Below are 12945 nucleotides of genomic sequence, written 5' to 3' on the forward strand. Positions count from 1 at the left end.
TTTTTAAATGATGTACGACAGCGGAGCAAATGCGAGTAAGGTTGAGTAAATATAAGTACTTAAAGCTGTAGTGGTGAGGCATAGATTAATGCGGCAGAAAAAACGACAAAGTTTATATACCGCATGTATTAAATTTTAAACAATTGAAACGTTTTTGTTTATTTTTATTAATCCCACCTATACTATACGTAGATATAGTTAGTTAATCCATTATCGTTACAATTTTTTGTTATTCTAATGGCTTAGGATTATATCAATGCTTGCGTAGTACTAAATGCAAGCGATATAATCCGCTTTTGGTAATATGTTTGATAGGAGAAGCAAAATAGATGGATTTTTTTTATGAATAAACTTAAGCCGCTCGGTTTTATTTTCTTAATCATAGTTCTATTTTGTTTCTGCATAAACATAGAGTTAACTAATCAGATCAACCGTATAAATCTATTTCAGACTAATATTGATATACGAAGTTTCGAGATCACGAATACCTCCCTTGATATGGCTCCTTGGTATAATCCCATTTTAAATGGCCATTATATAATTGAGCAGCCAACAGCTGATTTCTTACTTATCAAAACCACTGATACCCAATTTGTAGCAGCTGATTCTAATAAGTTAATCATGATGACGCTCTCATCACCCATGAACTTTTTATTTTTATGTATATTGATATTTGGCTCAGGTATCTACTTACGTAGAGAACGTAGAAAACGTCATTATAAAAATCAAATAGCGGAGCTCAATCACCAAGCCAATAGCTTACTTACTGCATTTAATTTACAAGTTAAACCGGCAGAGAACCCATTAGGTGTAAGCAGCTTAAGTCAATCTATAAATAGCTTAAATTCACACGTAGTTAATTATGTAAAACAAACTCAAACAAGTATTTGTCAAGACAAACTGACGCTGTTAATTGACCGCCATGCATATATTGAACACATAGACAGACAAATAAATCATGCTAATCAGGAAGATCTCAAGTGTGCGCTTCTATTTATCGACTTGGATGGCTTTAAACAAGTAAATGATTCGTTTGGCCACAGTTTTGGTGATGAAATATTAGTTCAAGTGGCCAGTCGACTTGCAAATGTTTTACGTCACCATAAGTTAAGCAATATTAATAGCGCTAATCAATTAGAGCAAAACTTATCAAGATTAGGAGGAGACGAATTCTCCATATTTATAGAACTACTTGATGATAGCAACAGAGTTGTTGACATAGCGAAGCACGTGCTAAGTGAGCTTGAAAAAGACTTTGTGCTTGGCAATAAAATAGTAAAAATTAGTGCGAGTATTGGTATTGCTGCTTACCCAGAAAGCGCGTCAACCCCACAAGCACTTTTACAACTAGCTGATGTTGCTATGTATAGAGCTAAGAGTGATGGTAAGGGAATATTTAAAGTTTACTCGCCAGAAATGGGTAACAAAATGCGCCGTTACCATTATTTACTCGAAGAATTGCGTTTAGCGCTCGCGTGTAAAGATTTTTACTTATCTTTTCAGCCAATTGTACATGTTGAAGATTGTATGATTGATTATTTTGAAGCGCTTACACGCTGGGACCACCCAGTTGAAGGTATGATCCCCCCTTCAGAATTTATTCCAATAGCAGAAGAGTCGAATTTAATATTAGAGCTTGGCGATTGGATTATGCTTGAATCGTGCCGGCAAATGGCTGCATGGCATAATGCAGGTATGCGCAAAGTTAAAATATCAGTTAACGTTTCGGGCATTCAGTTAAAGCACCGTGATATTTATGATTGGATAATGAAGAAGCTAAAAAAAACCGGCTTACCGGCGACGTCTTTAATGCTAGAAATTACCGAATCAACATTTATTCAAGCCAGTCCTAGAATAATCAAAGAGCTAAGTAGATTAAGAGAAGAAGGCATCACTATTGCAATTGATGACTTTGGTACAGGTTTTAGCTCGTTGAGTACATTAGCGGATTTACCAATTGATGTTATTAAAATTGATCGCTCGTTTATAGCTCAAGCCAATAAAAGCCAAAAATATAACGATATATTAAATACAATTAGTGAGCTTGGGCAAAAGCTGGGCCTTAAAATTGTAGCTGAAGGCGTTGAAGAAATAGGGCAGTTTGAGCTTGTTAAAAAAATGGGTGTGAGTTCAGTTCAGGGATATTTAGTGAGCCGTCCTGAGTCATCAGTTAATGTAGGCAATAAAGTATTACGTAATAACACCAGCAATCTTTCTGCATCAGGTACAAGTGCGTGGGATATTGTTAGTTAGTTAGTTAGTTAGTTAGTTAGTTAGTTAGTTAGTTAGTTATTTTACAAATAAAAATGCCACTCTAAATAGAGTGGCATTTTTTGTTTAATCAGTAATTAATGTATTAAAGATCAAATGTGCGTGAAACAGCAAGTACAATACGCTCATCAGCATAATCGTAATCTAAGCTAGTGTTTTCAGCAGCCACTTCAATACCAAAACCTTCGTAGCTTGTTTGATAAGCTAGGCGGTAGTGCTTGTACGATTTTTTCTGGTTTGTATCCCAAGCCCACTTTTCACCATCAAGTGAGTTTGAAATATCAAAACTTGCACGTAGTGCGTGATTTGGAGCTAGTTCATAAGTGTGAGCAACCATTGAAATTACATGACCCGCACCTGTTCCAAAGTAATCCCAGCTATACCAAAAGTTAAGCTCAGTTTGGCCGTATTCACTTGCATAACCAAACTTAGTGTAAGCTTCAGCGTAGTTACCGTCACTGTTATTACCTTGATAAGTGTAATAAGCGATACCGTAATCAACGCTAAATTGCTCATCAAGTTGTACATATTTACCTAAGTAAGCATCAAGCTCAAAATCAGTATCGTCACCAAAATCTACGTTTGAAGCCCAAACTCCAGCGTAAACACCACTATCAAAGGCATAATCTAAGCTGCCTTGAATTGCAGGGTCGCTATCAGTCTGTGTTACACCATTAAAAGTGTAGTCAGACGCTGCAGTGATTGTTGTTGACCAATCAGCTGCTGCAGTTGTTGATAAAAGTGCAAATGGTAGTGCTACTACAAGTTGTTTTAGTTTGTTATTCATTATTAATCCCTAGTGTACTGTGTCTATTTTTGTGTAATCAATTGCGTTTGCTTTTGGTGAGCTATCTATATTTGTTACTGTTTTAAATTTACTGTAACCAATAAAAGCTGCACAGATAAAGAACAAACCGATAACTAATGCGCCTACCCACTGAATTTGTAAAAATTCTAATTTAAACAATAATGTAAGTAATGATAGAGCAACAACATTTCCGATTATGTATTTCATTTTGCCAAAACGCTTTACGGTAAAGTTTAGGTTATCTGTATATAAACGCACTAGCGAATCAAGTGAGTTAATTACAAATACAATACCTACAAATACCATAGCGAAGTTTTTAATACCTTGAGTTGGGATGCCCGCTTCATGGTAGTGATAAAGTACGCTAAACCAAATCGCAATAGGAATAGAAGGGAAAATCAACATTGCAGCTAATACTTGGTATGTTTTAAGTCCACCAACAAAGCGTGATGTAAATTGACCAATCATTATGCTCCACGCAAACCACCAAAATAAGTAAAACTCATGGTAATCATTAAGCGGTAAAACAAATTCATTAATGTTTGCAAAGTAAGTACCAATAGAACCTAAGTTATCTGTAAATGCTGACATTTGACTATCACCAATCACAAATGCGCCAGCCCACATAAAGGCGATTAAAGCTAAGAATAACCACGTAGTAGAAATACTTAAAATACGTACATATTTAATATCAGTACTTGAATACACAGCAAAACAGATAGCCGCGAATACAATTAAATAAAACTCAGAAACTATACTTGTTCCATCACCTAATTCGGGTAAATACCATGGTAGGTTTGTAAGCAGTAAATAAGCGGTAAATGCACATGTACCAATAATTACAACGTTATTGATAAATTTAACCCAAGGAATTTCGAAAAATTTCACTTTAGGTTCTATTACACAGAAATAAAAGCACGTAAGAAAGTAAAATCCCCAGATCAAAAATCCCCAGTAGCCAAACTCAATAGCCAGTGGATTTGCAAACGCGTATTCTGGGCTTGCTTTTATGTCTGCATAACCTGCAAACTCAGTTAAAGGAAACATAATAAGGCCAACATCAAGGCCAGAAGTAAATAGTATTGCTATAAACGTAAAGGTTCGAACTGGTGTTACACCTACTACGCGAACATTACCCCATTTAATTAAAATAGTGATAATAGCAAGTAAGGTAAAAATGATGCCTGCATTAAGCCAAATAGTCATTGTTACCCTCCAATAATGAATAAAAATAATTCATAAGCACTCCGTATTTTATTGTTTTATTCTCGCATTAACACAACGTAACCTATTTACATCGTGTGCCACTGCAAGGCACGCAATGGTTTAGCCCGACGAGGCTAAACCTGAGCATGAGGCTAAAGTTAGATCTCCGAACTACGTTGTGTTTCTTGCCAATTTGTTGTTATGGCAACATTCACATCCGATTTCTGTAATGGTTCTTTACCTAAAATTATGTCAGCTGCTTTTTCGGCAACCATAATAGTAGGCGCATTCAAGTTTCCGTTAGGAACTGTTGGGAATATAGATGAGTCAACAACACGTAGTCCTTCAATACCATGTACTTGCGTATTTGAATTAACAACGGCCATATCATCTTCACCCATTTTGCATGAGCAAGAAGGGTGGTAGGCACTTTCTACGGCTTGGCGTACAAAGGCATCTATTTCTTCATCTGTTTGAATATGTTTACCTGGTTGAATTTCTTCATCGCGGTATTCATCAAAGGCACTTTGTTCGATTATGTCGCGTGTTAAGCGAACGCACGCTCTAAAGCCTTCAATATCGTCTTGGTGTTCAAGGTAATTAAATAAAATGGTTGGTGGTTGCTCAGGGTTCGCAGAAGCAATAGTGACACTACCGCGACTTTTTGGTTTGTTATGACCAACATGTACCTGAAAACCATGACCTGCAAATGCACTTCTACCATCGTAACGCATAGCCGCTGGTAAAAAGTGATATTGAATATCTGGCCATTCAACACCTGGTTTTGAGCGAATAAACGCACACGATTCAAAATGATTCGTTGCACCTAAACCCGAACGCGTTAATAACCAGCGCGCACCAATCAACCCTTTTGAAACAATGCCTAGTTTGCCGTTAAGCGTGATAGGTTGCTTACACTTGTATTGAAAGTAAAACTCAAGATGATCTTGTAAGTTTTGACCTACACCTGGTAGATGATGCTGTACTTCAACGCCTGCTTTTTCAAGCGCTTGAGTATCACCAATACCAGAGAGTTGTAAAATATGTGGAGAGCCGATAGGGCCTGCACTTAATATAACGTCTTTTGCAGCATGTGCAGTTTTAACGTCGCCATTTACTTTGTATTCAATGCCTGTGGCTTTTTTACCATCTAAAATCACGCGCTGTGCTAGTGCACCTGTAATAATCGTTAAATTACTACGCGATTTAACAGGGTCTAAATACTCACGCGAAGCAGAGCTGCGCACGCCGTCTTTTACGGTCATGTGCATTGGGCCAAAACCCTCTTGCTGCGATGCATTATAATCATCTGTAGACGCGTAACCGGCTTGTACACCTGCTTTGATAAAGGTGCGGTAAAGCGGGTTTTTCATTTCGTTGCCGTTATTAACGCCAAGCGGGCCTTTGCCACCACGGTAAGTATTTTCACCAAGATAAAAGCTTTCTGCTTTTTGAAAATACGGTAAACACGATTGGTAATCCCAGCCGTTTGCACCGTGTTGCTGCCATTCGTCAAAATCTTTTGCATGGCCACGTACGTATACCATGCCGTTGATAGATGACGAGCCGCCTAATACTTTGCCTCGAGGACAATGCATTTCACGGTTATCTAAATGAGGCTCAGGCTGCGTATGAAACTGCCATGCGTATTTGTCACTATTCATAGGAATAGATAACGCGGTTGGCATTTTTATAAAAATACTTTTATCGCTACCGCCAGTTTCAAGTAGTAATACGCGGTTACTTGAATCTTCAGATAAACGGTTTGCTAAAACACAACCCGCCGAACCCGCGCCAACAATAATATAGTCGTAATGATTACTCATAGTAAGGCGCCTTAAAATGGGCTTTCTATGTCGGCCATACCAACATAAATAGACTTAGTTTGCGTGTATTGATCAAGAGTTTGTATACCATTTTCACGGCCAATACCCGATTGCTTATAACCGCCAACTGGCATTTCAGCAGGTGAGTTACCGTATGCATTAATCCAACAAATACCGGCTTGTAACTTATGAATAACGCGGTGCGCACGTTTAATATCGCTAGTAAATACGCCTGCAGCTAAGCCTAGGTGAGTCCCGTTAGCGCGTGCAATAACATCGTCTTCGTCGTCAAAAACAAGCACGCTCATTACAGGGCCAAATATTTCTTCTTTAACGATTGTCATATCGTCATTACAATCAATGAACACAGTCGGTGCTACAAAATAGCCATTAGGTGCAGATTCAGGTGAAAGCGTTGTACCACCAGTTAATAGCGTTGCACCTTCTTCGATGCCTTTATTAACGTAGCTCATCACTAGTTCTTGGTGCTTTTTAGAGATAAGTGCGCCAAAATTTGTATTTAAATCTTGTGGGTCGCCAGCAATAATGTTTTTCTCAGTGCGCGCTTTAAGCTCATCAATAAACTGCTGATATACATTTTTATGAACGTAAATACGTGTACAGTTAGTACAAATTTCGCCTTGCGTATAAAAGTTACCTAACATAGCAGCGCTAACCGCTTGCTCTATGTTGGCATCATCAAATACTAATAGTGGAGATTTACCACCAAGTTCCATCGTGACATCTTTTAACGTACCGGCAGCACTCGCTACTACTTTTTTACCTGTGCCTACTTCACCCGTAAACGATACTTTATCAATATCGCTATGCTGCGTTAGCCACTGGCCTACATCGCCTGCGCCTTGAACAACATTAAACACACCTGCAGGTACACCAGCTTCAACAAATACTTCTGCAAGTTTAATAGCGCCAAGTGGTGTTTCTTCAGATGGTTTAAATATAAATGCATTACCAGCAGCAAGGGCAGGGCCCGACTTCCAACATGCAATTTGTAGTGGGTAGTTCCATGCACCTATACCCGCACAGATACCTAATGGCTCTTTACGTGTGTAGTAAAAGTCATCACCAACCATTTGTTGTTGGCCTACTTGTGCTGGCGCAAGGCCTGCAAAGTATTCAATTACATCAGCGCCGGTTTCAATATCAACACAATTTGCTTCTTGCATTGGTTTGCCGGTGTCGAGTACTTCTACAAGTGCCAGCTCATCATTGCGCTCGCGTAAAATAGCCACTGCTTTTAATAAAATACGACTACGTTCAATAGGTGTCATTGCTGACCACTGTGCAAAACCTTGCTTTGCACTGGCAATGGCTGCGTTTTGAATAAATTCGTCGGCAATTTCTACTGCGTAAATAACCTCACCCGTTGCTGGGTTTGTTACATCAAATGTTTTGCCGCTCTGGTTTGCAAGAAAATGGCCGTTAATAAAATTTTGATAGACAGGTGTAGTCACGCTAGGCTCCATATTGCTTGATAAGTGAAAGTACATAGCTCTTTGCTAACTTTTCACTGTGTTTAAACTGATTATTGTCTGATTTACTCAGTACTGCTCTTAACCATAGGCCATCGATCATTGCGGCGCTAAGTTCTGCAGCTTGATTTGCTTGCTCAATAGGCATTAATTGCTTAAAAGAAAATGCTAAATTACTTTGCAAGCGTTTACTGTTTACGTTTTGTAGTCTGTGTAATTCTTCATCGTGCATCGATTGCGCCCAAAAACTTAACCACGTTCGGGTTGTATCATTACGCTGTTGTACGAGCGCAAAGTTGGCTTCGATAATAAACATTAAACGCTCAGTGGCAGTGGTTTGATGATTTACTTTACTTATTAAGCCTTGCTTTAAGCTTGTTAGTAAGTATCTAACCGTGGCTTCAATTAACCCCTGCTTTCCACCAAAATAATGGCTAATGATACCTGATGATAAACCTGCATTTTTACTAATGCTGTTTATCGTTGTGCCTTGAAGTCCCTTAGTAGCAACTGACTCTATAGTTGCGTCAATTAGCTGCTGACGTCTAACAGGTTCCATTCCGACTTTAGGCATAATTTTTATTAATTGAACGTTCAATAAACATAAGCTTAAGGTAATAGCTCTAACAATTCAAGGCTGAAGTAAATACCTAGATGCCAAAATGTAGATTAATCATTAATAAAAGAGCAATTAATAGGACAAAGAAGATTCGGTTTTTATTTGTTTAATTTTATTTAAAACAGTGGTTTGCGAATTTAATTTTTAAATTTAATAATAGTAATGATTTGTTTACAGCAATAAATGAATAAAATGTCAAAAAACTATTAGAACAATAATAGTTAGAGTACTAATAGTATTATTTTGATACAAAAGAGCACTAAACCTGCAATTGCTTAGTGCTCTAATAAATTTATATGGAGAGTAAACTTTGTGGTTTTATCGTTTTAAAGCGCTTGGTATTGAAAGGTCAGGCATTATTAATAACGCCTTTAAAAAGTAGGGGGTAACGTCTTAGTCTATTGCCAATGTAGTCATCAGCTAAAATTTGCTGGCAAATGAAATCAATATCTTTGCTTGCTTCAAATACCCAATCAAAGCGCTCTATAGCCAGTAAAAAACCACGCTTTAAATGAGTTTGAGAACGGTATTGTTCTAGGTTGTCTTGAATAATAGAGACTTTACTTGGATTAGCTTTAAGCTCTTCTACTACTTGATTAATAAAAGTAGTATTGAGCTTACTGGTCGGGCGGTGTCTTAGTTTTCGTGGGTGCATTAGCTCTCGTTTGCAATGTTATATAATTTTTTCAAAAAGTCGTCTTTATGCTTTTCATGTTCGTAGTCAAGGTGGTAAGTATTATGAAAACCAAAGCGCAGTTCTACACCGCTACCTTGTAGATATACGGTGTAACCGTCTACGTCTGAATATGCAGTAACTCCCTGATAATGTTTGCCTTCATCAGTCATTTCACCTTTTTGAATTATGCGTTCATATACGGCTAAAATCTGTTTATTGTCGATTTCGTTTTTCATGTTTTATACCTTTTATTAAAAAGCTAATACGATATAGATATGAGGGTCGATCATCTTAAAAACAATAGCTAAAAAAATGTGATATTGCTTTGTAATTTGGCCTTTTTAAATTATGCTCAAAATTCATTTATTGTTGAGCTTACACCATGATAGACAAGGCGTTACTACTAAAAACTCGTGAGTTATCGGATCAATTAATTGCATTGCAAACGCCTATTAGGATACTCGATGCTATTAATTGGGATAAACAAACTAAAGAGGAGTTTTTTAGACAAAAATGTCAAAAAAATCCACTGATCGATCGTGCATACTATCAACAGCGCGATCTTGGTTTTGTACCTAGCGAGTTACGCCAAGCGTTTTCTACTTTGCACCGTAACATTATTAACCAATTGGGGCAGTTAAACCCCATAGCTCAATACATGGGAAAAATGTGCACAGAGTATAAAACAGTATTAAGTATGCTTGAGTATCGTGGCACACCAGAGTTTCATGACTTATCGGTGGAGTTATTTGGTCACCCTAAAGATTTATTTCATGCCGGTGAGCCCTCACTTTCTGAGCTAGCTAATATGCTAGATAAACCGCTGCAAAATTTACTTATAGCCGACATACTGCCTGACGACCCTAAAAATATTGATGCTGTTGATGCAGTGCGTATTCTGTCTGAGCAAGTAACCGCTAGTATGGCAGGCATAAATGTAGAGGTAATGCTTAGCGATGGTATTGTTAGTGATGCAGCCGCAGGTGCTAATAATATAAAGCTTAATCAAGATGTTAAGTTTTCTCAGCGCGAACTTGATATTTTAGAAGTTCACGAAGGGTGGATACACGTAGGTACCACTCAAAATGGTTTAGCTCAGCCTTATTTAACGTGTTTGAGTAAAGGTACGCCAAGCTCCACTATTACCCAAGAAGGTTTAGCCGTACTAACCGAAATTATTACATTAAAATCGACTCCAAGGCGTTTATCTAAATTAGTGAATCGTATTCAAGCAGTTACAAAGGTAATAGATGGTGCTGAGTTTGTAGACATTTACCGTGATTACGTAGCGCAAGGTTTATCAAAAGATGACAGCTACACACTTGCGCAGCGTGTATTTAGAGGCAGTACGCCAACAGGCTTGCCTTTTACAAAAGATATTGCCTACATTAAAGGCTTTGTACTGGTTTATAACTTAATACGCGTTGCAATACAGCTTGGTCGAATCGATAGACTCCCTTTATTACTGGTAGGTAAAATATCGATAGATGATTTTAGATTAATATCGCAGCTTCATGATTTAGGTGTAATAGAGAGCCCACAATTTGTACCACCACACTTTAAAGATTTACGCGGTTTGGCAACTTGGTTGAGCTTCGGTCGTTTTATTGGCGACTTGTCGTTTGAAAAGTTAGAAAACGATTATAAACCGCTATTTTTATAATTAATCAATATAACTTACCGACATAAAAAAAGCCCGTAACGGGCTTTTAAATTAAAGTACTTTAAATGTAATTATCGCGCGTTAGTGCTTTCAAATATTTTGTCAGCTGAAGCTGCAACAAAACCAGTATAAAGCTCGCCGTCTGCTTTAGGGTAACGAATAGCAAACTCATAAAAGCAGCTAGGAATGCTCATATCCCCGTCACTAAAGGTAACAGAGTATTCATCAGCAAGTGTTGACGATTGCTCTAGTAACACCTCTGGTGAGCCTTTAACTTCGCCGCCTGATGTATTAAGTGAAAAACCTGCATTTTTTAGAGCTTGGTTAACATCATAAATGTTATCAAACTTAGCAAGCGTATTAATATTTACGGTAAAGTGATTGGCACGGTAACCCCACGCCGACATCCACGCTGCATATTCGCTTTCAGCTAGCAGTTGTTTATAAGTATCAGTGCTTACTTGCCAATGCGTGCCTGAATACAAAAAGTTCTCTGCTGTTACTGCGCTTTCATCAATTTTGTCAACCATGTCGGTTACGATGGCTTGTAACTCAGGCGAGCATTTTTCAACTAATAGTTCAGAGATAAATACTTTTGGCTGATTAGGATCGCTATGCTCATAGTGTTTTGCGTAAAGTTTTTTAGCTTCAAAGTGGTACTCACCACATTCTTTGTAACCAATTGCTAAAAAGTGAGCTGCGAGCTTTTCAAGACCCACTTTTTCAATATTAAATGTACGCAGCGCAATATGATCGTTAATGATGTCATCTTTTTGCGTTGACCCTAAAAGGTCATGAATTTTGTCTGCCGATGGTGTTACGTTTAAGTAGTTTTCCCAAAGGTTCTCAAATAATGTGTTTACATCAGTATGCATGTTAAATCCTTAAATCTAAAATTTGGTTTTATTGCTTATTCAATTATCAAGCCCGGCGCTAGGGTTTGCGGTAAGCTCACTTTGTCTGACTCAACAGATGCTACAGGGTATGCGCAATAATCAGCGGCGTAATAGGCACTTGCTCTGTGATTACCACTGGCGCCAATACCGCCAAATGGAGCTGCACTTGAGGCACCCGTAATAGGGCGGTTCCAGTTAACAATCCCTGCACGAATACGCTTTAAAAAGTGAGTGTAATCATCTTCACTGTCGCTAAGTAAACCTGCAGATAAACCAAAGCTTGTGTTGTTAGCTTCAATGATTGCGCTGTCAAAGTCGTTGTAACGATACACTTTAATAAGCGGTCCAAAATGCTCTTCATCTGGCATGTCAGTAATGCTTGTTACATCAATAATGCCAGGGCTTACAAAACCTGTGCCTGGTTTTAATTGCTTAAGTTCAACAAGGATTTGTGCACCTTTTGAGACTAATTCACTTTGCGCGGCAACCATACCCAGTGCTGCTTTTTCGCTTATCATTGCACCCATAAAAGGCTGCTCTGTAGCAAAACTGTCGTCTACAACTATGTTTTTAGTTGCGCTTATTAGCTTTTCTAAAATAGCATCGCCGTTGGCTGATTTTTCAATAAATAAGCGACGTGCACACGTACAACGTTGACCTGAGGTAATAAAGCCTGATTGAATAATATCGTGTACAGCGGCGCTTATATCGCTCACATCTTTTACAATAAGAGGATTATTGCCGCCCATTTCAAGTGCTAAAATTTTGCCAGGGTGTCCTGCAAACTGTTTATGTAATAAGTGGCCTGTGTTTGAGCTACCGGTAAAAAACAAGCCATCTATATCTTTATGAGAAGCAAGCGCTTTACCTGTTTCAATCTCACCTTGGACAAGGTTAATAACACCCGCTGGCAAACCTGCTTTTAACCAAAGTGAGAGGGTAAATTCTGCAACGTGCGGAGTCAATTCTGATGGCTTAAATACCACGGTGTTGCCTGCTAAAATTGCAGGAACAATATGCCCGTTTGGTAAATGTCCCGGAAAGTTATACGGACCAAAAATAGCCACAACGCCATGCGGTTTGTGTCTAATAAACGCTTTAGCACCGGGCATTGGGTTTTCGGTTGTACCTGTACGCTCATGGTACGCTTTTACAGATATAGCTACTTTGCCTGTCATTGCGCCCACTTCGGTGCGGGTTTCCCATAATGGCTTACCCGTTTCGCGTGCAATAATAGTAGCAAATTCTTCGCTGTGTTCTTTTAATTGTGCTGCGAACTTTTCTAAAATGGCGATACGCTCTTCAAGCGGTTTGTCTGCCCATTGTACCTGTGCTGCTCTGGCTGCTTTTATAGCTGAATCTACTTGATCAGCGTTTGCGCCATTACCTTGCCATACCACATCGCCATTACTTGGATTGATTGACTCAAATGCTGGACCAAGTCCCACATGCCACTGGTTATTAATTAGGTGTGTATTCATAAATAA

The 12945-nt window shown here is 38.5% G+C and carries 11 protein-coding genes; 2 read left to right on the forward strand and 9 right to left on the reverse strand.

Annotated elements, in window-relative coordinates; translation table 11 throughout:
• Positions 1 to 342: 342 nt before the first annotated feature.
• Positions 343 to 2253: a bifunctional diguanylate cyclase/phosphodiesterase gene (locus tag QMA08_RS06675; protein WP_290174004.1), complete on the forward strand. Its 1911-nt coding sequence runs from the start codon at positions 343 to 345 to the stop codon at positions 2251 to 2253.
• 103 nt (positions 2254 to 2356) lie between these two features.
• Here the strand turns inward: QMA08_RS06675 and QMA08_RS06680 are convergent, their stop codons facing one another.
• The 7 genes from QMA08_RS06680 to QMA08_RS06710 form a co-directional block, all read right to left on the reverse strand.
• Positions 2357 to 3058: a TorF family putative porin gene (locus QMA08_RS06680; protein ID WP_024603578.1), complete on the reverse strand. Its 702-nt coding sequence runs from the start codon at positions 3056 to 3058 to the stop codon at positions 2357 to 2359.
• A gap of 9 nt (positions 3059 to 3067) precedes the next feature.
• Entirely contained in the window at positions 3068 to 4285 is a 1218-nt protein-coding gene (locus tag QMA08_RS06685) for a BCCT family transporter (RefSeq protein WP_182716610.1), read from the reverse strand.
• A gap of 158 nt (positions 4286 to 4443) precedes the next feature.
• Positions 4444 to 6111: a choline dehydrogenase gene (gene betA, locus QMA08_RS06690; protein ID WP_024596000.1), complete on the reverse strand. Its 1668-nt coding sequence runs from the start codon at positions 6109 to 6111 to the stop codon at positions 4444 to 4446.
• Positions 6112 to 6122: 11 nt separating this feature from the next.
• Positions 6123 to 7586: a betaine-aldehyde dehydrogenase gene (gene betB / locus QMA08_RS06695; protein WP_182720910.1), complete on the reverse strand. Its 1464-nt coding sequence runs from the start codon at positions 7584 to 7586 to the stop codon at positions 6123 to 6125.
• A 1-nt stretch (position 7587) separates the two neighbouring features.
• Positions 7588 to 8163, reverse strand: a complete 576-nt coding sequence (betI, locus tag QMA08_RS06700) for a transcriptional regulator BetI (RefSeq protein ID WP_290174154.1) — start codon at positions 8161 to 8163, stop codon at positions 7588 to 7590.
• Between the two features lie 409 nt (positions 8164 to 8572).
• A complete protein-coding gene (locus tag QMA08_RS06705; protein ID WP_002958617.1) occupies positions 8573 to 8878 on the reverse strand; it encodes a hypothetical protein in 306 nt (101 codons plus the stop codon).
• Positions 8878 to 9135, reverse strand: coding sequence for a DUF3081 domain-containing protein (locus QMA08_RS06710; protein WP_002958616.1), 258 nt, complete (start codon positions 9133 to 9135; stop codon positions 8878 to 8880). Before QMA08_RS06710 ends, QMA08_RS06705 begins: the two co-directional genes overlap by 1 nt.
• Before the next feature lie 146 nt (positions 9136 to 9281).
• Here QMA08_RS06710 and QMA08_RS06715 point away from each other — a divergent pair, with 146 nt between their 5' ends.
• Positions 9282 to 10562: a flavohemoglobin expression-modulating QEGLA motif protein gene (locus tag QMA08_RS06715; protein WP_002958615.1), complete on the forward strand. Its 1281-nt coding sequence runs from the start codon at positions 9282 to 9284 to the stop codon at positions 10560 to 10562.
• A gap of 71 nt (positions 10563 to 10633) precedes the next feature.
• On the opposite strand, the gene QMA08_RS06720 is transcribed toward QMA08_RS06715, so the two are convergent.
• Together QMA08_RS06720 and astD are read right to left on the reverse strand one after the other, a co-directional pair.
• Positions 10634 to 11437, reverse strand: coding sequence for a DUF1338 domain-containing protein (locus QMA08_RS06720; protein WP_290174005.1), 804 nt, complete (start codon positions 11435 to 11437; stop codon positions 10634 to 10636).
• A gap of 35 nt (positions 11438 to 11472) precedes the next feature.
• Positions 11473 to 12939: a succinylglutamate-semialdehyde dehydrogenase gene (gene astD, locus QMA08_RS06725; RefSeq protein WP_290174006.1), complete on the reverse strand. Its 1467-nt coding sequence runs from the start codon at positions 12937 to 12939 to the stop codon at positions 11473 to 11475.
• Positions 12940 to 12945 lie beyond the last annotated feature (6 nt).

The sequence above is a fragment of the Pseudoalteromonas sp. APC 3355 genome (assembly GCF_030407615.1).
GTDB lineage: Bacteria > Pseudomonadota > Gammaproteobacteria > Enterobacterales > Alteromonadaceae > Pseudoalteromonas > Pseudoalteromonas distincta.

Coding starts and splice junctions, on each gene's coding strand:
- QMA08_RS06675 (WP_290174004.1), top strand. CDS start 343: ATGAATAAACTTAAGCCGCTCGGTTTTATTTTCTTAATCATAGTTCTA.
- QMA08_RS06680 (WP_024603578.1), bottom strand. CDS start 3,058: ATGAATAACAAACTAAAACAACTTGTAGTAGCACTACCATTTGCACTT.
- QMA08_RS06685 (WP_182716610.1), bottom strand. CDS start 4,285: ATGACTATTTGGCTTAATGCAGGCATCATTTTTACCTTACTTGCTATT.
- betA (WP_024596000.1), bottom strand. CDS start 6,111: ATGAGTAATCATTACGACTATATTATTGTTGGCGCGGGTTCGGCGGGT.
- betI (WP_290174154.1), bottom strand. CDS start 8,163: ATGGAACCTGTTAGACGTCAGCAGCTAATTGACGCAACTATAGAGTCA.
- QMA08_RS06705 (WP_002958617.1), bottom strand. CDS start 8,878: ATGCACCCACGAAAACTAAGACACCGCCCGACCAGTAAGCTCAATACT.
- QMA08_RS06710 (WP_002958616.1), bottom strand. CDS start 9,135: ATGAAAAACGAAATCGACAATAAACAGATTTTAGCCGTATATGAACGC.
- QMA08_RS06715 (WP_002958615.1), top strand. CDS start 9,282: ATGATAGACAAGGCGTTACTACTAAAAACTCGTGAGTTATCGGATCAA.
- QMA08_RS06720 (WP_290174005.1), bottom strand. CDS start 11,437: ATGCATACTGATGTAAACACATTATTTGAGAACCTTTGGGAAAACTAC.
- astD (WP_290174006.1), bottom strand. CDS start 12,939: ATGAATACACACCTAATTAATAACCAGTGGCATGTGGGACTTGGTCCA.